This is a genomic window from Vibrio ostreae, from assembly GCF_019226825.1.
GTDB lineage: Bacteria > Pseudomonadota > Gammaproteobacteria > Enterobacterales > Vibrionaceae > Vibrio > Vibrio ostreae.
This window is the reverse complement of sequence record NZ_CP076643.1, coordinates 2713409-2738612: the sequence shown is the minus strand read 5'-3', so window position 1 is coordinate 2738612 and position 25204 is coordinate 2713409. Positions and strand designations below refer to the sequence as shown.

At 50.5% G+C, this 25204-nt stretch carries 20 protein-coding genes and 1 pseudogene; 7 read left to right on the top strand and 14 right to left on the bottom strand.

Going from position 1 to position 25204, the window contains the following annotated elements; all coding sequences use genetic code 11:
- Nucleotides 1–57: 57 nt before the first annotated feature.
- Nucleotides 58–2013, bottom strand: a complete 1956-nt coding sequence (locus KNV97_RS18700) for a UvrD-helicase domain-containing protein (RefSeq protein ID WP_189618266.1) — start codon at nucleotides 2011–2013, stop codon at nucleotides 58–60.
- Nucleotides 2010–4316 carry an AAA family ATPase gene (locus tag KNV97_RS18695; RefSeq protein ID WP_218562560.1) on the bottom strand — a complete coding sequence of 769 codons (2307 nt, stop codon included), beginning with the start codon at nucleotides 4314–4316 and terminating at the stop codon, nucleotides 2010–2012. The genes KNV97_RS18700 and KNV97_RS18695 overlap by 4 nt, the downstream gene beginning before the upstream one ends.
- A 238-nt stretch (nucleotides 4317–4554) precedes the next feature.
- Between KNV97_RS18695 and KNV97_RS18690 the strand changes: the two genes are divergently transcribed.
- Nucleotides 4555–4704 carry a hypothetical protein gene (locus KNV97_RS18690; RefSeq protein WP_014611895.1) on the top strand — a complete coding sequence of 50 codons (150 nt, stop codon included), beginning with the start codon at nucleotides 4555–4557 and terminating at the stop codon, nucleotides 4702–4704.
- 82 nt (nucleotides 4705–4786) lie between these two features.
- On the opposite strand, the gene KNV97_RS18685 is transcribed toward KNV97_RS18690, so the two are convergent.
- The 9 genes and pseudogenes from KNV97_RS18685 to KNV97_RS18645 all read right to left on the bottom strand — a co-directional run bounded on the left by KNV97_RS18685 (nucleotide 4787) and on the right by KNV97_RS18645 (nucleotide 12408).
- Nucleotides 4787–5956 (bottom strand): site-specific integrase, encoded by a 1170-nt coding sequence (locus KNV97_RS18685; protein ID WP_218562559.1) that lies wholly within the window; start codon nucleotides 5954–5956, stop codon nucleotides 4787–4789.
- A 163-nt stretch (nucleotides 5957–6119) separates the two neighbouring features.
- Nucleotides 6120–7481: a tRNA uridine-5-carboxymethylaminomethyl(34) synthesis GTPase MnmE gene (gene mnmE, locus KNV97_RS18680; RefSeq protein ID WP_136487724.1), complete on the bottom strand. Its 1362-nt coding sequence runs from the start codon at nucleotides 7479–7481 to the stop codon at nucleotides 6120–6122.
- 92 nt (nucleotides 7482–7573) lie between these two features.
- Nucleotides 7574–9202 (bottom strand): membrane protein insertase YidC, encoded by a 1629-nt coding sequence (yidC, locus tag KNV97_RS18675; RefSeq protein WP_136487725.1) that lies wholly within the window; start codon nucleotides 9200–9202, stop codon nucleotides 7574–7576.
- A 2-nt stretch (nucleotides 9203–9204) separates the two neighbouring features.
- Nucleotides 9205–9462: a membrane protein insertion efficiency factor YidD gene (gene yidD / locus KNV97_RS18670; protein ID WP_136487726.1), complete on the bottom strand. Its 258-nt coding sequence runs from the start codon at nucleotides 9460–9462 to the stop codon at nucleotides 9205–9207.
- On the bottom strand, nucleotides 9429–9752 hold the full coding sequence (gene rnpA, locus KNV97_RS18665) for a ribonuclease P protein component (protein ID WP_240798226.1): 324 nt from the start codon (nucleotides 9750–9752) through the stop codon (nucleotides 9429–9431). Before rnpA ends, yidD begins: the two co-directional genes overlap by 34 nt.
- A gap of 46 nt (nucleotides 9753–9798) precedes the next feature.
- Complete coding sequence (gene rpmH / locus KNV97_RS18660) at nucleotides 9799–9933, bottom strand: 50S ribosomal protein L34 (RefSeq protein ID WP_136487728.1); 135 nt, start codon at nucleotides 9931–9933, stop codon at nucleotides 9799–9801.
- A gap of 250 nt (nucleotides 9934–10183) precedes the next feature.
- A pseudogene (locus KNV97_RS18655) lies at nucleotides 10184–10920 on the bottom strand (amino acid ABC transporter ATP-binding protein).
- Nucleotides 10917–11588: an amino acid ABC transporter permease gene (locus KNV97_RS18650; RefSeq protein ID WP_136487730.1), complete on the bottom strand. Its 672-nt coding sequence runs from the start codon at nucleotides 11586–11588 to the stop codon at nucleotides 10917–10919. The pseudogene KNV97_RS18655 and the gene KNV97_RS18650 overlap by 4 nt, the downstream one beginning before the upstream one ends.
- A 73-nt stretch (nucleotides 11589–11661) precedes the next feature.
- Nucleotides 11662–12408, bottom strand: coding sequence for an amino acid ABC transporter substrate-binding protein (locus KNV97_RS18645; RefSeq protein ID WP_136487731.1), 747 nt, complete (start codon nucleotides 12406–12408; stop codon nucleotides 11662–11664).
- A 310-nt stretch (nucleotides 12409–12718) separates the two neighbouring features.
- Between KNV97_RS18645 and dnaA the strand changes: the two genes are divergently transcribed.
- From dnaA to KNV97_RS18620, 5 genes are all read left to right on the top strand, one after another.
- A complete protein-coding gene (gene dnaA, locus KNV97_RS18640) occupies nucleotides 12719–14125 on the top strand; it encodes a chromosomal replication initiator protein DnaA (RefSeq protein WP_136487732.1) in 1407 nt (468 codons plus the stop codon).
- A gap of 62 nt (nucleotides 14126–14187) precedes the next feature.
- Nucleotides 14188–15288 (top strand): DNA polymerase III subunit beta, encoded by a 1101-nt coding sequence (gene dnaN, locus KNV97_RS18635; RefSeq protein WP_136487733.1) that lies wholly within the window; start codon nucleotides 14188–14190, stop codon nucleotides 15286–15288.
- Nucleotides 15289–15307: 19 nt separating this feature from the next.
- Complete coding sequence (recF, locus tag KNV97_RS18630; protein ID WP_136487734.1) at nucleotides 15308–16387, top strand: DNA replication/repair protein RecF; 1080 nt, start codon at nucleotides 15308–15310, stop codon at nucleotides 16385–16387.
- Between the two features lie 18 nt (nucleotides 16388–16405).
- A complete protein-coding gene (gene gyrB / locus KNV97_RS18625) occupies nucleotides 16406–18820 on the top strand; it encodes a DNA topoisomerase (ATP-hydrolyzing) subunit B (RefSeq protein WP_136487735.1) in 2415 nt (804 codons plus the stop codon).
- 420 nt (nucleotides 18821–19240) lie between these two features.
- Nucleotides 19241–19678 carry an Hsp20 family protein gene (locus tag KNV97_RS18620; RefSeq protein ID WP_136487736.1) on the top strand — a complete coding sequence of 146 codons (438 nt, stop codon included), beginning with the start codon at nucleotides 19241–19243 and terminating at the stop codon, nucleotides 19676–19678.
- 91 nt (nucleotides 19679–19769) lie between these two features.
- Here KNV97_RS18620 and KNV97_RS18615 read toward each other — a convergent pair whose 3' ends face one another.
- The 3 genes from KNV97_RS18615 to glyQ all read right to left on the bottom strand — a co-directional run bounded on the left by KNV97_RS18615 (nucleotide 19770) and on the right by glyQ (nucleotide 24204).
- Nucleotides 19770–21020 (bottom strand): valine--pyruvate transaminase, encoded by a 1251-nt coding sequence (locus KNV97_RS18615; RefSeq protein WP_136487737.1) that lies wholly within the window; start codon nucleotides 21018–21020, stop codon nucleotides 19770–19772.
- A 185-nt stretch (nucleotides 21021–21205) separates the two neighbouring features.
- Nucleotides 21206–23272 carry a glycine--tRNA ligase subunit beta gene (gene glyS, locus KNV97_RS18610; RefSeq protein ID WP_136487738.1) on the bottom strand — a complete coding sequence of 689 codons (2067 nt, stop codon included), beginning with the start codon at nucleotides 23270–23272 and terminating at the stop codon, nucleotides 21206–21208.
- Nucleotides 23273–23286: 14 nt separating this feature from the next.
- Nucleotides 23287–24204 (bottom strand): glycine--tRNA ligase subunit alpha, encoded by a 918-nt coding sequence (gene glyQ / locus KNV97_RS18605; protein ID WP_218562558.1) that lies wholly within the window; start codon nucleotides 24202–24204, stop codon nucleotides 23287–23289.
- A 415-nt stretch (nucleotides 24205–24619) separates the two neighbouring features.
- On the opposite strand from glyQ, the gene KNV97_RS18600 reads away from it, so the two are divergent.
- The gene (locus KNV97_RS18600; RefSeq protein ID WP_136487740.1) at nucleotides 24620–25174 is read left to right on the top strand and encodes a TMEM165/GDT1 family protein; all 555 of its coding nucleotides are present in this window, start codon (nucleotides 24620–24622) and stop codon (nucleotides 25172–25174) included.
- Nucleotides 25175–25204 lie beyond the last annotated feature (30 nt).

Here is a 25204-nt window from a genome sequence, read left to right as displayed (position 1 = left end):
GAATTGGGCGTTACATGTCACGACTATGCTATCGTGACATGTAACGATATGATGTTTTTACGGGGATGGTATCGCCTCAACTTCTTTGCCAATAAACCAACCACTATTCTTTACTCTTTCTAGGGCTGCTGTTGGATCTGATGACCAAAGCACAAGAGCGAGAGACTCTTCAGCTCTACTGCATGTTACGTAAAGTAAACGTAGTGTTCGATCAATGGTTGTTTCTTTGCCTTTATTTATGTTTTCGCTGTCGCTTTTGCTTAGATTAACACCACCAAAAATCTTGTCGTAACAAAAAAGGTTGCCACCAGCCAACTTATCATCCATGACAACCATCACATGTGGAAATTCTGAACCTTTTACTACTTGGTGAGTAGCTAAAACTGAATTGCCAGATAGATAGTTGCAGTATTTTTTTAATTGATTCCAAGGGGCTGAAAATAGTGCACACAATCCGCGACGCAACCTATCTTGTTTGGATTCTTCTTCACCTCTCGCTGGCACAGAAGGTGGAGGTGATTTGTCTGCATACCCAACAGCTAAGCGAGTATCAACGTTAAACAATTTGGCACTCAAGATTGGTTCGAGCACCTCTCCCACGGTCGCAAGAGGACTTGCACAAGCTGCGGCGAAAGTTTCAATTGCTCTAAGTATTTCTTCAACACGCTTTGCTCGCTCTACTGTATCTTCCGGTATCCCATCAAGACAGTCATAGCGCCTAAAAACCTCAGTGACTTTAAACTCATCAATTGTCCCATTGGGATTGATACACCCCTCTAAATCGATAATTTCGTTCAATAAGGCTTGCACAATAGCCGGACCTTTATTCTCTCCACTGCCACTGGGTGCTGCCGCATTTGGATCTAGTAGAACCATTGCATTAAATATATCAAGAAAAGATCCACGCGTAGCAACAAGCTTATGCTCAAGTGCGAGCAGTTGAAATTCTCCTTTTGACCAAGCCTCAACGCCACTTGCGCTACACATCTGATCTGCACACCAACGTTCACCGATAGCTTTATCTTCTGGAGATATCTTTGTATCACCTATATAAATTCGTACAAAACCGCCAGCTTTCTCGGTTCTTGAATGCTGCCTTATTCCATTAGCAGGTTGGGTTCGTCCTTCTAGCTTCGCTTCCCAAATTGTATTAATTAGGTCAACAATTCTGCGTTGGCTACGATGATTCATTTTCAGCTCTGGCATCGCCCAGCTATCAGGAACTAAACTCGGAAGATCGGCATGCCCATCCATATATATTCGCTGTCGGTGATCTCCTAGAAGTCCTATAGTTAGACCACTTCCTCTCGGTTCTGCAATAGTCAATAAGGCATCCAGCATACCTTTCATTGTGTCCTGAGATTCATCAATCAGCACAATTGGATGTTGATCTTTTAGGATCCTCGTTAAGGTTGGTCGGTTTTTTAAAAGCCATGCTGTTACGTCAAGCACATGATTGTGGGCAAGCGCTCCTGGACCATATGTCATACGATCCGGGTGGTAGATAAATAGGTCTGTGTTTCTAAATCCCTCGATATCTTCTCTTATCTCATCCAAATCCCGTTGTTTAGCAGGAGTGATGCCCTTTGGTTTTGCAAGTGCTTCCTCGGTTTCCTTTTCAAGCTGAGCTTCTTTGATTGCAATAAGAGCCGCCTTGATATCATCGTTGAATCCACTAATGAGCTCCCAGCAAAATGCGTGTATCGTAGATACCTTTACGAGGTCATTCTCCCCTAGGCGCCCGTTAATGACCCCAACCGCGTTTTTCGTGTATGTGATCACTCGAATTGAACGCCCATACAAACGCAAGTTTCTTGCAAGGAGCTCCCCTTTTTCGTGTTTTACGACTCCAGTAATCCGCCGCAAGACCTCTACGAGAGTTCTCGTCTTCCCAGAACCAGCTCCAGCGAAAAGAAAGTAGCTGCGAGGAGGAACTTCAGTAAGGTAGCCGCAAATTTCTTCGACTACTCCCGCATCTCTGTCGTTGTCAGTGATGATACTTTGTTTGCTCATTCCATCACTCCGCTTGGTTCAAGTTGCTTCTGCAACCAAGTTAATGCATTGGCAATGTACCCCGGACATTCAATATCCTCGCCTGAAGATACTAATTCAAAGATGCTGGCAGAGAAGTCGCCTTTATTAAAAGAGCTGTGCATCAGATAGTGCAGTTCACTAAGTAGCTGTTGAAAATCTTCGGTTTCTACCGCCTTTTTTGCAACAGAGCCAAGAGCCCCTTTGGGAACTTCAATCTCTACTCCATTTTCATCGAATTTCTCATCCATCAACCCTTTGAACCAAGAGACATTCGTAAGAACCAGTGAATCCTCAAATGTGCTGGGCCAACAATTGTTAGCTTTGGCTATAGGTAACTGCCAAGCGAAATATACATGGCAATCTTCGATTTCATTCCATACCAACTGACCTTCAGTCGGGGTTTTGAAATCATCAAGTTTTTGCAGTTTCGGATGCCAGCCACGTAAGGTAGGGTTACCACACTGAAGTTCGGGTTGCCCGGTGTTTGCAACAGCGACTAGTTTCTTGGTCGGGTCACCATTTTTCTTAGGCTTGCCTTCCTTTTCTTCGCAAGGATCGATATCTGTAATTATTACTGTAGGGATCCGGAGCTTTTCGATGAGAGGTTTGAGTCGATGGGCATGGCTTCCACCTATATCGACAAAGGAAATGTAACGACTGTTCAGTTCATTGAAATAACGCTCTATGAAAAGTGGCACCAACATTCGCTCCGCGACTCCTTCCACAAAAATAGCTGCGTTAGCAAACAAAAGGTCCGTATGTTGAACACGGAAGTAACGCTCAGCGAATTGGCGTGTTTTTTTATCATCACCAAAGACTTCGGCTAGATTGACAACTTCTGTCGTCGGCATTGGAATCGTATCGCTCTTAGCCACACGGCGAACATATCTGAGCCGGTCAAAATTCTCCGAATGAGCTAGATGACTTGAATGAGTGCTTATGATCAATTGGCTATTTAGGCTTGAAGCTTCTTTCTCAGTCGGACTAATTAGTTTATGTGCTTTGCTTGGAAATATACGCTGCACCTGAACATGTAGGTGGGCTTCAGGCTCCTCAATCATTACTATGTGTACGGGGACAGGGGAGCCTTTTTCAGGCTTAAGTCGTGCAGATCTAAATGAAACTAGTTGGTAGCTGAGAGATTGGAGATTCTGGTAACCAAGTCCAATAGAATATTCTGGTAGGAGTTCTTCTATTGAATCCTTCTGCATACTGTACTGGACCGCAGTACTGTGATCGAGAAGGTCAGCAGTTTGGATACGTGTACGAAAACGAATCTCTTGAGGGTCATGCAACCCTGGATAGCCAAGCTCTTGCACTTCCTGAACTGAATCGGCTATGGCTTCTTGAATCTTACTGTCTAACTCTTTCTGAGCAAGTGCCACTGCCTTAATAAGGTCTACACGCTGGCTATGTCCGGAGCTAGCAACGTTTAAGTGTTGTTGAGCAAACTTGATTAGCTGGTTTGAAAACATGCCAACTCGTTGAAGAGCGGATGATGGCCGCGACTCAGTTTCTTCACTTCCGAATCCACGCTGAGCTGCGATGAAATCAACACGAATCAATCTCGATAGATGCTTTCGGTCAATCGGACTTGTTTGGACATCAAGTGTCTGAGTTTCATAGGATACCAGTCCTGTAATCGGGTTGTTATCGGTATCTAATTTGTATGCACGAACGCGCCCAAGCTTCAATGGCTCACGCAGAAAAAAATCAAGTAGGTCTATGGGCCACGCTAATGAATCTTGTCCCATATCTTTAACTGGTGAACGTGCAGAGCAGTAAGTCCATGCTAATTGCTTGAGCTCTTCAATATTGGTGACCGGCTCCAGTCGAAGGCGAATACCAACAGCGCCACCTTTCCAGCTAAATTTGGATAGAAATGGAGCAACATAGTGATACATTCCGACATCTGCATCAAACCAGAGGTCCAATACTGGCATGGTTTCTAGCAGTATCTGGAGTTGCTCTTTCCACTTTTCTTCTGGTTCGGTAACAGTTAAAGGGTCTTCAGTCAGTTCTTCCCAAACTTTGCCAAGGGCTCGCAGCTTTGACCATTTGGAAATACTGATGTCGAAAGCACTAAAGGGAGACCCATCAGCAAGGAAATGTCGTAGCGCCGCAAGAATAGATGTTTTTCCACTATTATTGGCGCCAACCAAAATTGTGGTTTTTTCATCAATGTTCAGCTGCACTTTTCCTAGCCGACGGAAATTACTAAGTTCGACAAATCGAAGCTTAATACCTTTGGATACTTCGGTCTCAGGGGGGATGTCTGGCATTGATACGCCTCCATGCGAATGTTATAAAATTATGAGATTAAAAGACTTCATTGGTGAAGTGTTCTGTTGCACTTCAGTATAATAAGTTACTTTTATATATATCGATGTGCATTTAGTCACCCAAATAACAGGCCTATGCTTAAAGTAATCGTATTGTTTTGACATATGAGCTTTGGACTACTATTCCTTATTGTGTCATTTGACACCAACAACACATCAATAGCTAGGGAAGGTAAAAATGTCTGTTAAACATACACCAACAGGTGTTGTACACAGCGGTGCTAAAGGCGGCACCACTGGCTGCGGCACTGACACAAAGAAAAATGCTGATCACTGGGTTAATTCCCACGAGAAAATCACATGCGATAAGAACGGCTGTAAAAACTAACGATCTTATGTGGTTGATGGAGGGCACTGTCTAGGTGCCCTTTTCTTTGTAAAGATGTCGTCTTTTGGTCTTAATAATGCTCTTAGTTTGATGACTCATCGAAGATATTAGGAAAGGTCCGCATGGCCTCTGTGCGACGGGTTTCCAGAATATCTGCGTAGATTTCTGTTGTTCTGAGTTCGCTGTGGCCAAGCAATCTGGAAAGGGAATAGATGTCCAGGCCACGGGCAAGTTGGTTTACTGCAAAGGTGTGTCGTCCAGCATGAAAGGTCACGTGTTTGGTTATCCCGGCACGTATGGCCCACTGTACTAGCGCGACATTGCTGTAACTGTCGTAACGTAAACCCTTAAAAACCCGTTCAGTAGGTTTACCCCTGTTTTCCAAGTTTAGCAAACGTACTGCAGAATCCGGTAAATCCAAGTATTGCAGACCATTTCCCGAGTTTTTGAGCTTTATCTGGGAAAAGATTATTCGGTAGTGCCCATTAGCAAATAGTTCAATTTCACCCCACACCAGTTTATGAATGTCCGACCAGCGTAGACCCGTAGTGCAGGAGAACAGAAATGCTCTCCGTAGCACATCGTAACGGCATTCAGCCTTGGTAAGGGCCTTTACCTCATCCAGAGTGAGGTAAGTGCGCTGTGTCCTCTCTGCTTTGATGGATTTGACTTGTTCAACAGGGTTATCTCTGATGATTCGGTCTCGTTGTGCTTGGTTGAGTGCTGCCCGAATTTTATTGAAGTAGCTACAGGCGGTATTCCTGGAGAGGCCAGTATCTGATTTTGTCATTGCCTCATGCTGTAGGTAATGGCGGAATCCTTCCAAAAAGTATTTATCTACCTGTTCAAAAGTGAGTTCTGCGTGGCGGTGATAACGGTGGAGATGAATGCCCGCAGAAACCCAAATTGAGTAGTTGGATTTGCTACCGGATGCTTTACTCGCTGTAATTTGGTCGAAATAGTCAAAGAAGCTGGCATTGAGTTTTGTGCGGTCATCTAAGCCGTGTTTGGCTGATTCCATTTCCAGTAGACGCTTGGCACGAATAGCTTCGGCTTTTTGCAATGTGGTTTTGTTGTGCTCGCGCTCAACTGCGTTTTTGGGCTTGGCGTAGAGAAATAGGTTTAACGTCTCGTATGAGCGTTTTTGAGCTCTTGAGCCGTCTTCCGAGGTCTTTGATCCATAATAGTAAACAAGCCTGATAGCTCGCAGGCCATTTTTATCTGGATCTCGTTTATGTATGCTGATTTTCATAGGTTTTTCTCATCTTGTGCGCCATATGTGCGCCAGAATTTATCTGTGGCGCACACGTGGCGCAAGAATCGACAAAACCCTTCAAATCACTTCCCACCAAGTAAAACAAAATTATTTTAAAATCATAATGTTGTTTTGATTTGGTTTGATGCGTTTTACTATTTTACTTCCCGATACAGAACGACGAAAAGATGCGGCCAAGCAGATCATCGGAGCTGAATTCGCCGGTGATCTCATTGAGATGCTGCTGGGCGATGCGCAGTTCTTCGGCCAGGATTTCTCCTGCCATGTAGCCTTCAAGCTGCTGCTGACCGATGTCGAGGTGCTCAGCGGCGCGTTCCAGCGCATCCAGATGGCGGCGACGGGCCATAAAGCCACCTTCCTGATTGCCGGAGAAGCCCATGCACTCTTTGAGGTGGGTACGCAGCGCATCGACGCCCTGACCTGTCTTGGCTGACAAGCGGATCAGGGTCGGCTGACTGACGTGGCAGATCCCCAGCGCTTCACTGGTTTGATCGACCTTGTTACGGATGACGGTCATGCCCATATGATCCGGCAGACGGTCGACAAAATCGGGCCAGATATCTTTCGGGTCGGTGGCATCGGTGGTGGTGCCATCGACCATAAACAGCACCCGGTCAGCCTGTTTAATTTCTTCCCAGGCGCGTTCGATACCGATTTTCTCGACCGCATCGGACGCTTCACGCAGACCGGCGGTATCGATGATGTGCAGCGGCATGCCATCAATATGGATGTGTTCACGCAGCACGTCCCGGGTGGTCCCGGCGATATCGGTCACAATCGCGGATTCTTTACCGGACAGCGCGTTGAGCAGGCTGGATTTACCGGCATTAGGGCGACCGGCAATCACCACCTTCATCCCTTCACGCATGATGGCGCCCTGGTTGGCTTCCTGACGCACTGCGCTGAGGTTGTCGATGATGGCCTGCAGATCGGCGGAGACTTTGCCGTCGGCGAGAAAGTCGATCTCTTCCTCAGGAAAATCAATCGCGGCTTCAACGTAGATACGCAGATGAATCAGAGACTCGACCAGGGTATTAATCCGCTTCGAAAACTGGCCCTGTAGCGATTGCAGCGCGGATTTAGCCGCTTCTTCCGAACTGGCATCAATCAGGTCAGCAATGGCTTCGGCCTGGGTTAAGTCCAGCTTGTCATTGAGGAAAGCACGCTCGGAAAACTCACCCGGACGAGCCGGGCGGATGCCCGGCAGCGTCAGGATGCGTTTAATCAGCATGTCCATCACTACCGGACCGCCGTGACCCTGCAGCTCAAGCACATCTTCACCGGTAAACGAGTTCGGGTTGGGGAAGAACAGCGCGATGCCCTGATCGAGCTCTAAGCCATTGGCATCTTTAAATGGCAGATACTCCGCATAACGCGGTTTAAGGGGGCGTCCGGTCACCGCCAGTGCGACGTCCGCCGCTTTCGGGCCGGATACCCGGATAATGCCGACGCCGCCACGACCTGGTGCCGTAGCCTGCGCGACGATAGTTTCGGTAGTCATAACCTTACCTGTTACAGAATCGGATGAGTGTTATTGTAATCAGCGAGCAACAAAAAGGCGACCATCCGGTCGCCTTTGCTTATCCTGAGTGCTTACTTGGTTTTGCTGTGTAAGCCTTTTTTCTCCAGACCTTTGTAAATCAGATTCTGTTGAATCAGAGTCACAATGTTCGATACCAGCCAGTACAGAACCAAACCTGAAGGGAAGAACAGGAAGAAGAAGGTAAACATCACCGGCATAAAGGTCATGATCTTCTGCTGCATTGGATCGGTAATCGTGCTCGGGCTCATCTTCTGGATGAAGAACATGCTGACACCCATCAGCAGTGGCAGGATGTAGTACGGGTCTTGTGCCGACAGATCGTGAATCCAGCCGAAGAACGGCGAATGACGCAGTTCGACCGATTCCATCAGTGCCCAGTACAGTGCAATGAAGATAGGCATCTGCAGGAAGATAGGCAGACAGCCGCCCAGCGGGTTCACTTTCTCTTTCTTGTACAGTGCCATCATCTCCTGGCTCATGCGCTGACGGTCATCACCGATACGCTCACGCATTTCCTGCAGTTTTGGTTGCAGCATGCGCATCTTCGCCATTGAGGTGTACTGTGCTTTAGTCAGCGGGTACATGGCACCACGCACGATAAAGGTCAGACAGATGATCGCCAGACCCCAGTTGCTGACCAGACCCTGAATGGTCGACAGCAGCCAGTGCAGAGGCTTAGCGATGAACCATAACCAGCCGTAGTCTACAACCAGATCCAGGTTTGGTGCGGTAGCCGCCATCTGGTCTTGCAGCTTAGGACCAACCCACAGCGTAGCTTTGAACTCTTGGTGCTGGCCGTTAGCAATGGTTTGATTCGGGATACGGATACCGATGTCGCCCAGATTGCCGATCACGCGTGAGTACAGGTTCGTCCCCGCTGCGTCACGTGGAATCCACGCGGTCGCAAAGTAGTGCTGGATCATCGCTGCCCAACCCTGGCCGTTTGGCAGGTTGATAGCCAGGTTGCGATCCTGCATGTCATCGAAGCTGTATTTCTGGTAACGGGTATTTTCACTTGAGTAAGCGCCGCCACGGTAAGTTGGCATTGCCAGGCTGCCGCCTGAATCAAGCAGGTTCTGACGCAGGTGTGCGTACATCCCCATGGTTGCGTTGTCGCCAGAGTTGTTGGCGACATCGTAAGTCACGTCGATTGCATAATCGCCGCGTTTGAAAATAAAGGTTTTGGTGTACTCGATACCGTTTGACTGGTAAGTCATCGGAATACGCAGTTCATCCTGACCATCGGCCAGAGCAAAGCTGTCGCCGTCAACAGTGTAAGTCGGGCGGCTGTTGCTGCTCAGGTCAATACCTTGCGGGCCAATCAGGCCACTCTGGGCGATGAATTGGTGACCTTGGGTGTTTTTCAGCAGAACAAAAGCCTTGTCGGAGTTCAGCTCTTCAGCGTATTTGTTCAGTTTTGCCAGAACGACATCACCACCAACCGTGTCAATAGACAGAGTCAGTACATCCGTGGTGACTGTAATCACTTTTGCCGCAGCATTGGTTGGTGATGGTACCGGATCGAACTCATCGGCCAAAGAAGGTGCCGGAGCACTGCTGCTGGTTTGCGCCTGTTCAACCGCTTCAGGTGCCGGGTTCTTTGCTACTTGCCACTGTTGGAAAAGTAAAAAAGAAACCAGCGCCAAAGCGATCAGCAGGATATTACGTTGAGAATCCATCGTTATTTATCTCTGTCTTGTTTTTGGACTGGTGGAACGGGGTCAAATCCCCCTTCGTTCAAAGGGTGGCATTTTAATAGACGTTTGCCGGATAACCAACACCCTTTTACAAATCCGTGAGCTCTCAGCGCTTCTAACGCATAATTGGAGCAAGAGGGTGTAAATCGGCAGCGAGGGCCGATGAGTGGACTAATGAACCACTGGTATAGTTTGACTAAACCAATGGCTAACCACGAGAAGGGCGAGATAGGCGCTGCCATAACTTTTCGAACAAAGTAAACATTTCTTCATTGCTCAAATCTTGCGCGCTTTTTTTGGCAATCACAACAAAATCTTTGTTGGGTAACTGATGCTGATTGAGGCGGAAGCTTTCGCGGGCGAGACGTTTAAAGCGATTTCGACCAACGGCCGTTTTGATTTGCTTTTTTGGTACCGCTAACCCTAAACGAGGATGAGAAAGGTTATTATTGCGTGCAATGATAGTGAAATGAGGGGAGCCTGCTCGGTGAGCTTGCTGGAAGACGGTTTGGTAATGCTCGGGAGTTAACAAACGTAACTCCCGATTAAATGCGTACGTACTCAAAATAAGCTTACGATTATTTTGACAGGCGCTTACGGCCTTTTGCACGACGTGCATTGATTACTTTACGACCGTTCGCTGTCGCCATACGTGCACGGAAACCGTGAGTACGTTTGCGCTTTAGAACTGTAGGTTGAAAAGTGCGTTTCATTGTTAGTACCTTACTGATCAGTAGTTTCTAGGTTCATAAAACCCGGCGTGGGCAATATATCTTCTCTTTATATAAAGAAAGGACATTCCGACGCCTCTCAACAAAGAGGCGGAATTGTAATCACAGTCACAAAAGGTGTCAATGATTCGGTTTGCCGAAAGCGTAAAGCAAGTCCGAATTCGGTTTACTCTGCGCTTCATACTTTCCGGTCGGGCGATTATACGGAGTCTCGCTGAAATCTCAAGGATCCTTAGTCGATCCCGACCTGATTGAGGAACTTTTTCAGGCGCGGATCCTGTGGATGATTAAAAATATCCTGTGGAGAACCCTGTTCAACGATATTACCCTCGGCCATGAAGATCACCCGGTCCGCTACTTCTTTGGCAAATTGCATTTCATGGGTCACCACCAGCATGGTCTGGTGCTGGGTGGCGAGCTTTTTCATCAGGTTCAGTACTTCACCGACCCACTCCGGATCCAGCGCTGAGGTCGGTTCATCAAACAGCAGCAGTTCCGGCTGCAGCGCCATGGCGCGGCCGATACCGACCCGCTGCTGCTGGCCGCCGGACAGGGCGGCCGGATAGCTGTCGCCTTTGTCACCCAGACCTATGTCTTCCAGAATTTGCTGGGCACGGCCAAGCGCCTGATCTTTTTCCAGCCGCGCACCGTGATAAGGCCTTCAGCAATGTTCTGGCGCGCAGTCTGGTGGGCAAACAGGGCGTAGTTCTGAAATACGAAGCCGGTTTTGCGGCGCAGGGCCAGCACTTCCGCCTTACTGTGGTTCTGGCTGTCGACGCTGACATCATCGATGGTGATGGTGCCGCGATCGGCCTGCTCAAGGAAGTTGACGCAGCGCAGCAGGGTCGATTTCCCGGTACCGCTGGAGCCGATAATGACGATGATTTCGCCTTGTTCGATCGAGATATCAATCCCTTTCAGGACTTCACTCTGGCCAAAGCGTTTGTGAATATTGCTCAGTTTGATCATCGTGCATACGCCTTATTGAGTTTGTTTTCGGCCCAGGTCTGAATGCGGGTCAGAATCACGACCACACCCCAGTAGATCAGTGCTACGGCCAGGAAGGCTTCAAAGAAGCGGAAACTGGACGAGGCTTCCATTTGTGCCTTGGCCATGATTTCGGCCACACCAAAGGTAAACGCCAGTGAAGTCGATTTGATCATGTCGATAAAGTAGTTCATCAGCGAAGGCAGGGCGACGCGACTGGCCTGAGGCAGAATGATACGGCGCATCGCCTGACCGGTGGTCATACCGACTGACAGACTGGCTTCCATCTGGGTTCGGTCAATACCTATGATGGCGGCGCGAATGGTTTCAGCCATATAGGCCGCAAAGTGCAGAGTGAGGCCAATCACCGCGGCGCTGAACGCGTCAATGCCGACCAGGATCGGAAAAATCTGTGGCAGACCATAATAAAGCAGGAACATTTGTACCAGCAGTGGTGTTCCGCGGAAGAAACTGATGTACAGCTGACAGAGCGGTTCCAGTACCGGGATCTTGAAGACGCGAATATTGGCCAGCAGCACCGACAGAATCAGCGCGAAAATCATGCCCAGTGCGGCCATTTCCATCGTGGTGCTGAGATACTTGAGCAGTATCGGCATCAGCCCCAGCATGTATTGAAAATCAAAGCCCATTTACTTCCCCTCAAAGACAGCAAAAGGCGGAATCCTGCGATTCCACCTTTTTAGATTGGTCGGTTGATGACGATTATTGAGTAATATCGGTACCAAACCATTTTTCTGAAATCTGGCTCAGTGTACCGTCTGCGCGCATCGCAGCAAGTGCCTGGTTCACTTCAGCTTGCAGTTTTTGGCCTTTTTCGTTGTTCACAAACGGCCAGGCGTTCTCGATGGTTTCAAATGGTGAACCGGCCAGTTGCAGTGGCAGCCCTGTTTTATCAATCACTTCCAGTACTGACAGACGGTCCATGACAAATGCATCGGCACGGCCCATCGCGACGTCACGCTCAAAACCGGTGTCATAGGTTTTAATGTTGATTTTGCCGTCGGTATCGTATTTGCGCAGCAGTTGTTCAAAGTTAGAGCCCAGATTAACCGCCACGGTTTTGCCGGCCAGATCTTTAATGCCCTGAATGCTGTCGTTACCCTTGCGCACTGCAATTTGAGCACCATCAATCACGTACGGGTCAGAGAACAGGTATTTGGCCTGGCGCTCTTTGGTGATGGTGATCTGGTTTGAGATGGTATCGATACGACCGGTTTCCAGCAGACCAAACAGGCCGGAGAAGTTCGAAGTCACATATTCGACATGATAATCGTTACGTTGACCGATTTCGTTCCAGACATCGACTTCAAAACCTTGCAGTTGATCCTGCTTAACGAAAGTAAACGGGAAGTAACGGCCTGACATGCCGACTTTGATGTCCGTTGCTGCCTGTACGGTGGCGGCAGAAAGCGCCAGTGCGGCCACTGCCAGTTTAATCCAGTTTTTCATCTTGTGACTCCTCATTATTTTAGTGTCTCATTTTACTGTTGAATTTCTCAATAGAAGAAATAACTAGTGGTTATTAGCCATAACTATATTATGCCGCTATTTTGGGGATAACTTGGATGAATTTTCCAGCATGTGGATCATTATGTGGGTAAATATAGGACTAATTGCCAGGATCCGGCAGATTGGCTCGAAAACATTGTGAATAACTTGGATCTTATTCACTGGATCGTGGATCAATCGCTGGCGATCTGAGTTATCAACAGGTAGAATTGCCAGTCTTTACCGATCATTGATTTAGAGTGAGGGAATTGTGTCATCTTCGCTATGGTTGCAGTGTCTGCAACAGCTACAAGAAGAGCTGCCAGCCGCAGAATACAGCATGTGGGTCCGTCCGTTACAAGCGGAGCTCAATGACAATACTCTCACTTTGTTTGCGCCTAACCGCTTCGTACTCGACTGGGTACGCGACAAGTACATCAACAACATCAACCGACTGCTGAAAGAGCATTGCGGTCAGGATGTACCAAGCCTGCGTTTTGAAGTGGGCAGCCGCCGGGTGCAAGCACCCAAACCGGCACCGGTCCGTACTGCGGCCGACGTGGCGGCCGAATCTTCAGCTCCTGCTCAACTGGCGCGTCGTCAGCCGATCAATAAAACCTGGGATGATGATGCTGCGGCAGCGGCCGACATCATGCACCGCTCTAACGTGAACCCGAAACACAAGTTCAATAACTTCGTGGAAGGTAAGTCGAATCAGCTTGGTCTGGCGGCGGCACGTCAGGTGTCGGACAATCCGGGCGCGGCGTATAACCCGCTGTTTCTGTACGGTGGTACCGGCCTGGGTAAAACTCACCTGCTGCATGCGGTCGGCAATGCTATCGTGGATAACAACCCGAACGCTAAAGTGGTGTACATGCACTCTGAGCGTTTCGTGCAGGACATGGTGAAAGCGCTGCAGAATAACGCGATTGAAGAGTTCAAACGCTACTACCGCAGTGTCGATGCACTGCTGATCGATGATATTCAGTTTTTTGCCAACAAAGAGCGTTCGCAGGAAGAGTTCTTCCACACCTTTAACGCGCTGCTGGAAGGCAACCAGCAAATTATCCTCACTTCTGACCGTTATCCGAAAGAGATTAACGGGGTGGAAGATCGCCTCAAATCGCGTTTTGGCTGGGGTCTGACGGTGGCCATTGAGCCGCCGGAGCTGGAAACCCGGGTCGCGATTCTGATGAAAAAGGCGGAAGATCACCAGATTCATCTGCCCGACGAAGTGGCGTTCTTTATCGCTAAGCGTCTGCGCTCCAACGTGCGTGAGCTGGAAGGCGCACTCAACCGGGTGATCGCCAACGCCAACTTTACCGGCCGTCCGATCACGATTGATTTCGTGCGCGAAGCGCTGCGCGATCTGCTCGCACTGCAGGAAAAACTGGTCACCATCGACAATATTCAAAAGACCGTTGCCGAGTACTACAAGATTAAAGTCGCGGATCTGCTGTCAAAACGCCGCTCGCGTTCGGTTGCCCGTCCGCGTCAACTGGCCATGGCGTTATCGAAAGAACTCACCAACCACAGCCTGCCGGAAATCGGCGATGCGTTTGGTGGCCGTGACCACACCACGGTGTTACACGCCTGTCGTAAAATCGAACAGCTGCGTGAAGAGAGCCACGATATTAAGGAAGATTACTCCAACCTGATTCGTACGCTTTCTTCCTGATTCGCGCTATGCTTAGCGCTGATTTTTCGCGTCGTATATCCAATATCGTTTAAGAGCACACTATGAAATTTACGATTGAACGTAGTCACTTCATTAAACCACTGCAACAAGTGTCGGGAACCATTGGCGGCCGGGCCACGTTGCCGATTTTGGGTAACCTGTTGCTAAAAGTGGCAGACAATCAGTTGTCGATGACCGCGACCGATCTGGAAGCGGAGCTGATCAGCCGCGTGACGCTGGAAGGGGACTTTGAAGCGGGCAGTATTACTGTACCGGCGCGTAAGTTTCTCGACATTTGTCGCGGCTTGCCGGATGCGGCGGTGATCACTGTGCTGCTGGAAGGTGACCGGGTTCAGGTTCGCTCCGGCCGCAGCCGCTTCTCGCTGGCAACCTTACCGGCCAATGATTTCCCTAATATCGAAGACTGGCAGAGCGAGGTCGAGCTGACTTTAAGCCAGGGCGATCTGCGCAGCCTGATTGAGAAAACCCAGTTTTCGATGGCTAACCAGGATGTGCGTTACTACCTCAATGGTATGCTGTTTGAAATCGACGGCAGTACCCTGCGCAGCGTAGCGACGGATGGCCACCGTATGGCGGTCTCCCAGACCCCGCTGGCGGGTGATTTTGCCCACAAGCAGATCATCGTACCGCGCAAAGGTGTTCTGGAGCTGGTCAAGCTGCTGGATGCGCCGGAACAGCCAGTGACGATTCAGATTGGTGCGGCTAACCTGCGTGCAGAAGTGAACAATTTTATCTTTACTTCAAAGCTGGTTGACGGCCGTTTCCCTGATTATCGCCGCGTATTGCCGCAAAGTACCAACAAAACGCTGACCGCCGGCTGTGATGAGCTGCGTCAGGCATTTTCCCGTGCGGCGATTCTTTCCAATGAAAAATTCCGTGGCGTACGGGTTAACCTGGCCGACAGCGAAATGCGCATTACCGCCAATAACCCGGAGCAGGAAGAAGCGGAAGAGATGCTGGATGTCGGCTTTGAAGGCGATGCAATTGAAATCGGCTTCAACGTCAGCTATGTACTGGACGTGCTCAATACGCTGCGCTGTGACAATGTGCGGGTGTCGATGTCGGATGCTAACGCCAGTGCGCTGATTGAAAACGTCGATGACGACAGCGCCATGTACGTGGTAATGCCAATTCGCCTCTAGTGCTCGGCTCACATACATCATGCCTCTTACTCGTCTGATTGTTCAGCAGTTTCGCAATATTAAAGCCTGTGATATCGATTTATCATCAGGCTTTAACTTTCTTATTGGCCCCAACGGCAGTGGTAAAACCAGTGTACTGGAAGCGATTTATCTACTCGGTCACGGCCGCTCTTTTAAAAGCTCACTGACTGGCCGGGTTATTCAGAATGACTGCCCGGAACTGTTTGTGCACGGGCGTTTTTTGACCTCGGATCAATTTGAGCTACCCATTGGCATTAATAAGCAGCGTGATGGCTCGACAGAGGTTAAAATAGGCGGTCAGTCTGGGCAGAAGCTCGCTCAGTTGGCGCAGGTTCTGCCGCTGCAACTCATTCATCCGGAGGGGTTTGATTTGCTGACGGACGGGCCGAAAAATCGCCGTGCCTTTATCGACTGGGGCGTCTTCCACAGCGAAAAAGGATTCTTTGATGCCTGGGGGCGTTTCAAGCGGCTCAATAAACAGCGCAATGCACTGCTGAAAACCGCGACCCGCTACCGTGAACTCAGTTACTGGGATCAGGAGTTGGCCCGGTTGGCACACAATATTGACCAGTGGCGTGCGGCGTACATCGAGCAGATGAAAGGCGTGGCCGAAGAGCTGTGCCGCACCTTTCTGCCCGAATTTGACATCAGCCTCAAGTATTACCGGGGCTGGGACAAAGACACTCCGTATCACCAGATACTGGAGAAGAACTTTGAACGTGACCAGTCTCTGGGCTACACGTTCAGTGGTCCGAACAAAGCCGATTTAAAAATCAAGGTGAACGGGACGCCGGTAGAGGATGTTCTGTCACGCGGTCAGCTGAAACTCATGGTCTGCGCCCTGCGTGTTGCACAAGGGCAGCATCTGACCGAACTGACCGGGAAGCAATGCATCTATTTGATTGATGATTTTGCTTCCGAACTCGATAGCCAACGTCGTAAGCGCCTTGCTGACTGCTTAAAAGCGACGGGGGCACAAGTTTTTGTAAGTTCTATTACTGAAAGCCAGGTTGCCGACATGATCGAGTCAAATAGCAAGATGTTTCATGTGGAACATGGCACAATAGGGCAAGGATAAATAGTGAGAGAGTAACTCATGTCGAATAATTACGATTCATCGAGTATTAAAGTACTGAAGGGTCTCGACGCGGTACGTAAGCGTCCGGGGATGTACATCGGCGACACTGATGATGGCACCGGTCTGCACCACATGGTATTTGAGGTGGTGGATAACTCGATTGATGAAGCGTTAGCGGGTTACTGTAAAGATATCATCGTGACGATTCACGAAGATAACTCAGTATCGGTCAGCGATGATGGTCGTGGTATTCCAACCGAACTTCACGAGGAAGAGAATGTTTCCGCGGCAGAAGTGATCATGACAGTACTGCACGCCGGCGGTAAGTTTGACGATAACTCCTACAAAGTATCCGGTGGTTTGCACGGGGTAGGTGTGTCGGTGGTGAACGCGCTGTCTGAGAAGGTGGAGCTGACCATTCACCGTGGTGGCCATATCCATACCCAAACCTATCACCACGGTGTACCGCAAAATCCACTGACCGTGGTAGGCGACACTGATCTGAGCGGTACCAAAGTCCGTTTCTGGCCAAGTGCGGAAACCTTTACCAACATTGAATTCCACTACGATATTCTGGCTAAGCGTCTACGCGAGCTCTCTTTCCTGAACTCCGGCGTGTCTATCAAGCTGGTGGATGAGCGTGACAGCAAGCAGGACCACTTCATGTATGAAGGCGGTATCCAGGCGTTTGTCAGCCACCTTAACCGCAACAAAACCCCGATTCATGAGAAAGTATTCCACTTTGTGCAGGAGCGTGAAGACGGGATCAGTGTGGAAGTGGCGATGCAGTGGAATGACAGCTTCCAGGAAAGCATTTTCTGTTTCACCAACAACATCCCACAGCGCGATGGTGGTACCCACCTGGCCGGTTTCCGTGCGGCGCTGACCCGTACCCTGAATACCTACATGGATAAAGAGGGTTACAGCAAGAAAGCCAAGACGGCGACCTCGGGGGATGATGCGCGTGAAGGCCTGACGGCTGTGGTTTCGGTTAAAGTTCCGGATCCGAAATTCTCCAGCCAGACCAAAGATAAACTGGTTTCGTCGGAAGTGAAATCGGCGGTGGAATCGGCGATGGGCGAGAAGCTGAACGATTTCCTGGCCGAGCACCCGAATGAAGCGAAAACCGTATGTAGCAAGATCATCGATGCGGCCCGTGCCCGTGAAGCGGCGCGTAAAGCACGTGAGATGACACGCCGTAAAGGTGCGCTGGATCTGGCCGGTCTGCCGGGTAAACTTGCCGATTGCCAGGAGAAAGATCCTGCGCTGTCTGAACTCTACATAGTGGAGGGTGACTCTGCGGGCGGTTCCGCCAAGCAGGGCCGTAACCGTAAGAACCAGGCGATTCTGCCGCTGAAGGGTAAAATCCTTAACGTTGAGAAAGCACGCTTCGACAAAATGCTCTCTTCTCAGGAAGTGGCAACGCTGATCACCGCGCTCGGCTGTGGTATCGGCCGTGATGAGTACAATCCGGATAAACTGCGTTACCACAACATCATCATCATGACCGATGCGGACGTTGATGGTTCACACATCCGTACTCTGCTGCTGACCTTCTTCTACCGTCAGATGCCGGAGCTGATTGAGCGTGGTTACATCTACATTGCTCAGCCACCACTATTTAAAGTGAAAAAAGGCAAACAAGAGCAGTACATCAAAGATGAAGAAGCGATGAACCAGTACCAGATCGCTCTGGCGCTGGATAACGCTGCGCTGCATGTTAACCCTGAAGCACCGGCCATGGCGGGGGCGTCACTGGAAAAACTGGTGCAGGATTACCACGCCGGTATCAAGCTGGTGGAGCGCATGAGCCGCCGTTACCCGTATGCACTGATTCATGAGTTTATCTACACTCCGCGCCTGACCGCGCAGCAGTGTCAGAACCAGGCTGAGGTTCAGACCTGGACTGAGCAACTGGTGACTCAGCTCAATGACAAAGAGTCTGGCGCTAACCAGTACAGCTTTGTGGTCGAGCACAATGAAACCACAGGTGCGTACTCACCAAAAGTGAAAGTGCGTACCCATGGTGTGACTCATGATTATCTGCTGAGTGTTGATCTGCTGAACTCGAAAGAGTACGCCAAACTGGCGGATCTGTCAGAAGCGATGAATGGTCTGATTGAAGAGGGCGCTTACATTCAACGTGGTGAGCGGACTCAACCGGTGAGCAGCTTTGTTGAAGCGCTCGACTGGCTGATTAAAGAGTCACAGCGTGGTCTGAGCCGTCAGCGCTATAAAGGTCTGGGCGAGATGAACCCTGATCAGTTGTGGGAAACCACCATGGATCCGGAAACGCGCCGCATGATGCAGGTGACGATTGAGGATGCCGTCGGTGCTGATGAACTGTTTACCACACTGATGGGTGATCAGGTTGAACCGCGTCGCGCGTTCATTGAAAACAACGCCCTGAAAGTGGCGAACCTGGATGTCTAGTTGCCAGCTTGGTTAACCGATACAGCAAGAGTTAACCACCCAAGCATAAGAAAGCAGCGCCTTGAGCGCTGCTTTTTTTTGCCGTGTTTTCCGCCAATTCGGCGCGCTGATATTCCCCAGGCTGCTACGCAAAAAACATTGCGGCATTTTTGATGAGCGGCAAACGGTTTGCGCAGAGGAAGGCGAGTAGGTGCGGCAGACAATGCAAAAAATTTTAATCTGCGCGCTTGAAAGTGAATTTTGCGTCCTTATATCTGTGTTGTAGGGAGATGCCAGACGGGTCTCCCGCAGCCACCCACCTTTTCGCTCTTGAGAGGAAAAGGCCGGCTGCTCAACCCAACCGGGCATGCTCAGGTCATATGAGTGAGTGATGCCACTTAACACACTGTTAAGACTATTGCTTAAGAAAGAGGATAGGATATGAGAACTGTTGATTTTACTCCGCTGTACCGTAATGCGATTGGTTTTGATCGCCTGCTGAACATGATGGAAGCAGGCGGCGCCAAAAACACCCAGGGCGGTTACCCTCCGTACAACATCGAGCAGCAGCAAGAGAATAAATACCGTATCACCATGGCGGTGGCCGGTTTCGCCGAGCAGGATCTGGATATTACCCAGCACGAAAATACTCTGATTGTGCGTGGTGAGCGGGCACCGGAAGAGAACAAAAACTATATCTATCAGGGCATTGCGGAACGCGACTTTGAGCGTAAGTTCCAACTGGCGGATTATGTCAAAGTGGTGGGTGCGCAGATGGAAAAAGGTCTGCTGCACATTGATCTGGAGCGGGAAATTCCGCAGGCGATGCAGCCACGTAAAATCGCCATCAACGGCCAGCAACTGATTGGCGACGAGTAACCGCGAGCGCTGATACTCAGCGTGTGGTTGTGACAGGCAAATAACACGATGGCCCGCAGATGCGGGCCTTTTGCTGTCTGGCGCAGGGCTATCAGCCTTGCTGGTAGGCTTTGGCCACTTCTTCAGCGATGATGGCAATGCCTTGTTGCATCGCTTCATCACTTTGCACATAGTTCATGCGCAGGCACTGGTGCGCATGATCCCAGTCTTCTTTCTGGCCGATAAAGAAATACTCTCCCGGCACAATCAGCACGCCGCGTGCTTTGAGACGGCGGTACAGCTCCATGGTGGTGATCGGCAGTTCATCAAACCACAGCCACAGGAAAATCGCACCTTCCGGTTTATGAATACGGAAGCGCGGATCCGGCATGGCCTGTTGCAACAGTTCAACCGCACGTTGTGATTTCTGGCGGTAGAACGGCTTGATGATGTCCTGACTGACGCGCAACAGATCGCCTTTTTCGATCATACGATGCGCTAGAGCCGGGCCGACACTGCCTGGTGCCAGGCTGATGATGCCATTCATGTTGGCCAGGGCTTTAGTCACTTCCTCGCTGGCAATAATGATCCCGCAGCGTACACCCGGCAGGCCGAGTTTCGACAGGCTCATGCACAGAATGGTGTTGTCGTTCCAGAATGGCTGCACATCTTCAAAAATGATATTCGGGAACGGCAGACCGTAAGCATTATCAATAATCAGCGGAATGTTATTGGCGCGAGCCAGCTGATCCAGTTTATGCACTTCTTCATCGGTCAGGACATTGCCGGTCGGGTTAGTCGGGCGCGAGGCACAGATAGCGGCGACCGACTCATCCACCTGCAGCTGTTCGAAGTCAACGTGATATTTGAACAGGCCGTTATCAAGCAGCTCGATTTCCGGATGGTAGGACACGAAGATATCTTCATCGATCCCCGCATCGCCATAACCGATGTATTCCGGTGCCAGCGGCAGCAGAATCTTCTTATGGCTGCCATCTTGCTGTTTCCCGGCCAACAGGTTGAACAGGTAGAAAAAACCGCTCTGACTGCCGTTGGTCAGGCTGATGTTTTGCTCGCTGATATCCCAGCCGTAGGTGTCACGCAGCAGTTTAGCCAGCGCCTTAATAAAGACGTCTTTGCCCTGCGGGCCGTCATAGTTGGTCATCGCGGCAATCAGCGAGCCGTCTTCGAGCATGTCCTGGCTGGCGAGTTTGAAGTAATCGAGCATGGCCGGAATGGCCGCCGGGTTACCGCCACCCAGCATGATCGCGCCTGGCGTGCGCAGACCATCGTTTAAATCGTCCATTAACTGGGTAATACCGGAGTACCGGTTAAATTTTTCGCCAAAAGTTGAAAACTGCATTGCTCGACTACCTGATGAGTTGTGTTTGTATATTTTAGTTTAGCGGGAAGAATATCCGCCATTTCGCTTGATTCTTGAACATACCGCAATGCTTTTGGCAGGCAAAGTACTATTTTGTTTTAGATCAAAAAACAAGGCCAACTCCGGGGAGTTGGCCTTGTTAACAGGGGATAGTAACGCTGAACTTATTTCTGCAGCAGTGAGATGTCCGCCACTTGCAGGAACAGGTTACGCAGGTTATTAAGCAGGGTGAGGCGGTTTTTCTTCAGCGCTTCATCGTCTGCCATCACCATGACGTTATCAAAGAACGCATCGACCGGCTCACGCAGTTCAGCCAGCTGGCTCAGCGCTTGCTGGTAGTTACCGGTCGCAAACGCCGGCTCCAGCGCTTCGGTCATGATTTCAACACTTTCCGCCAGCGTCTTCTCAGCGTCTTCCTGCAGCAGAGCCAGGTCAATCTCTTGCGCCAGTTCACCGTCGAACTTAGCCAGAATATTACCTACCCGTTTGTTGGCTGCCGCCAGTGATTCTGCTGCTTCCAGAGCACGGAAGTGCGAGACGGCTTTCACGCGCTGGTCGAAATCAGCCGGTTTGGTCGGGTTACGCGCCAGCACCGCCTGGATGATGTCGACACTAAAGCCTTCATCCTGGTACCAGGCACGGAAGCGGCCGAGCATGAATTCAATCACATCCTGCTCAACGTTGGCGTTGGTCAGGCGGTCAGCGAACAGAGATTTCGCTTTTGCTACCAGGTCAACCAGATCCAGGTTGTAGCCGTATTCAACGATGATACGCAGTACACCCAGTGAAGCGCGACGCAAAGCGAACGGGTCGCTGCCTTTTGGTGCCTGACCGATACCGAAGATACCGACAATGGTATCCAGCTTGTCAGCCATGGCCAGCGCAGAGGAGACACCGTTGCCTGGCAGATCATCACCGGCGAAACGCGGCATGTACTGCTCATTCAGCGCTACGGCTACTTCTTCGGCTTCGCCGTCGTGACGTGCGTAGTGCATACCCATGACACCCTGGGTGTCGGTGAACTCGAACACCATCGAGGTCATCAGGTCACATTTCGCCAGCAGGCCGGCACGTTTAGATTTTTCCACATCGGCGCCAATCTGGTCAGCAATGTAGCCAGCCAGTTCGGTGATGCGATCGGTTTTGTCTTTAATGGTCCCGAGCTGCTTCTGGAAAATGGCTTGCTCCAGTTGTGGCAGACGGTCAATCAGCGGACGCTTCCGGTCAGTGTTGAAAAAGAACTCGGCATCGGCCAGACGCGGACGAACCACTTTCTCGTTACCTTCAATCACGAAACGTGGTTGTTTCGATTCGATGTTGGAGACGAAGATGAAGTTCGGCAGCAGCTGGCGATTTTCGTCGTAAACCGGGAAGTACTTCTGGTCACCCTTCATGGTGTATACCAGGGCTTCAGCCGGAACTTTCAGGAATTCCTGCTCGAATTTTGCCGTCAGTACTACCGGCCATTCGACCAGTGATGCCACTTCTTCGACCAGATCATCTTCCAGATCGGCGACACCGCCAACCGCCGCGGCCGCTTTTTGTGCGTCGGCCAGGATGATCGCTTTACGTTCATCGTAATCGGCCATCACTTTACCGCGCTCTTTGAGGATCTGCGGGTACTGATCAGCTGAGTCGATAGTGAATTCGGCTTCGCCCATGAAACGGTGACCGCGGATAGTGCGTGCCGATTGCACGCCGAGGATTTCACCTTCGATCAGGTCGCTGCCAAACAGCATGGTCAGGGTTTTGACCGGACGGATAAACTGGGTTTCTTTGTCGGCCCAGCGCATCGGCTTGGCAATCGGCAGATTGTTGAGTGCTTTGTCAGCCAGCTCAGCCAGGATTTCACTGGTGCTCTGACCGATGACTTCCTGTTTGAACAGCAGCCATTCACCTTTGTCGGTGGTCAGACGCTCAGCCTGTTCAACCGTGATACCACAACCGCGTGCCCAGCCCTGAGCGGCTTTAGTCGGGTTGCCGTCAGCATCGAATGCCGCACTGACTGCCGGACCACGTTTTTCAACCACTTTGTCGGCCTGACGCTCGGCCAGGTCGGCCACTTTCAGGGCCAGACGGCGTGGTGCTGCATACCATTTTACACCCTGGTGGGCGATATCAGCTGTTTGCAGCTCGGCTTCGAAGTTGGCTGCAAACGCTTCAGCCAGAGTACGCAGTTGCGTTGGTGGCAGCTCTTCGGTACCCAGCTCAATTAAAAATTCTTTTGCCATGTGACGTCTTCCCCTTACTTCTGGTCGGATGGTTTGCACATCGGGAAGCCCAGAGCTTCACGTGAGGCGTAGTATGCCTCGGCTACCGATTTGGTCAGGTTACGGATACGCAGAATGTAACGCTGACGCTCGGTGACCGAAATGGCTTTACGCGCATCGAGCAGGTTGAAAGCGTGGCCCGCTTTCAGAATGCGCTCGTAAGCCGGCAGAGGAAGTGGTTTTTCCAGCGCGATCAGGTGCTGACACTCTTTTTCACACTGATCAAAGAAACCAAACAGAAAGTCGACGTCGGCGTGTTCAAAGTTGTAGGTCGACTGTTCTACTTCGTTCTGGTGGAAGATGTCGCCGTAAGTCACTTTACCCAGCGGACCGTCAGTCCAGACCAGGTCATACACAGAATCGACGCCCTGAATGTACATCGCCAGACGTTCAATACCGTACGTGATTTCGCCGGTGACCGGTTTACATTCCAGGCCGCCCACTTGCTGGAAGTACGTAAACTGGGTGACTTCCATGCCGTTTAACCAGACTTCCCAGCCCAGACCCCAGGCACCCAGAGTCGGGTTTTCCCAGTTGTCTTCCACAAAGCGGATATCGTGGACACGCGGGTCCATTCCCAGCACTTCCAGTGAGCCCAGGTACAGTTCCTGCAGATTATCCGGAGAAGGTTTGATCACTACCTGGAATTGGTAGTAGTGCTGCAGGCGGTTCGGGTTCTCACCGTAGCGGCCGTCAGTCGGACGGCGGGATGGTTGAACGTACGCTGTTGCCATCGGCTCAGGACCGATAGCACGCAAGCAAGTCATTGGGTGAGAAGTACCTGCCCCCACTTCCATATCCAGTGGTTGAACGATGGTACAGCCTTGTTGGGCCCAATAATCCTGCAGCGCGAGGATCATACCCTGAAAGGTTTTGATGTCGTATTTTTGCATAGTCAGGTTCGCGCGATTCTTTTGTCTGAAGTGATAAAAAATAACAATCAAGTATACCGAGTTCTGCCCCGACAAAGTAGAGGAAATCTTGCTTAATTAATCGGCAAAAATCTCTTTTAATGGAGTTTTTGTCGTTTAAGCTGCTTAAATTTCCCACTTGTCGCTTTTTTGCCACCCAAGGCTTGTACTCTGCGTCTGGGCTGGATAGAATCCGGTTCGTCTTTGGGGAGTAGCTTATCGAACCTGCAGCCACGCAGTTCGGTTCGTCCGTCAACATAATTGGTGCCAAATCACCATGGCGTTCGAGACACGGCACACGCTGTGTTTAGCAAGACCTTAGACAAACAACACGAACCGGGGTGGGGCGTGGCGTTTGTCTATGGTTTTATAATAATCCCGCCCCATTGAGCAAGTCGTGAGCGTTTTAGCTATTTCAATTACTACCGTTGCGCTGGCAGAAATCGGGGATAAGACCCAGCTGCTATCTCTGTTACTGGCCAGCCGGTACCGTAAACCTATTCCTATTATTGCCGCTATTTTTGCTGCTACCATCGCCAACCATGCGTTAGCTGCCTGGCTCGGTGTTGTCGTAGCGGATTACCTGGCGCCGGAAGTTCTTAAATGGGTGCTGGTGGCCAGCTTCCTGGCGATGGCGGGTTGGGTGCTGATCCCGGATAAACTCGATGATGATGAAGAGATCTCCAACCGTGGTCCCTTTGTTGCCAGCTTTATTGCTTTCTTTGTGGCGGAAATCGGTGACAAAACTCAAATTGCGACCTCGATTCTCGGCGCGCAGTATGCTGATGCGCTGACCTGGGTGGTGCTGGGGACGACGATTGGTATGCTGCTGGCTAACGTGCCTGTGGTGCTGATCGGTAAATTGTCGGCGGATAAAATGCCGCTTGGCCTGATCCGTAAAGTGACAGCGGCGCTGTTCCTAGTGCTGGCGCTGGCTGCGGCCTTTTTCTGATTCCGAGTGAGCTGATTCAGAGCGTGACAG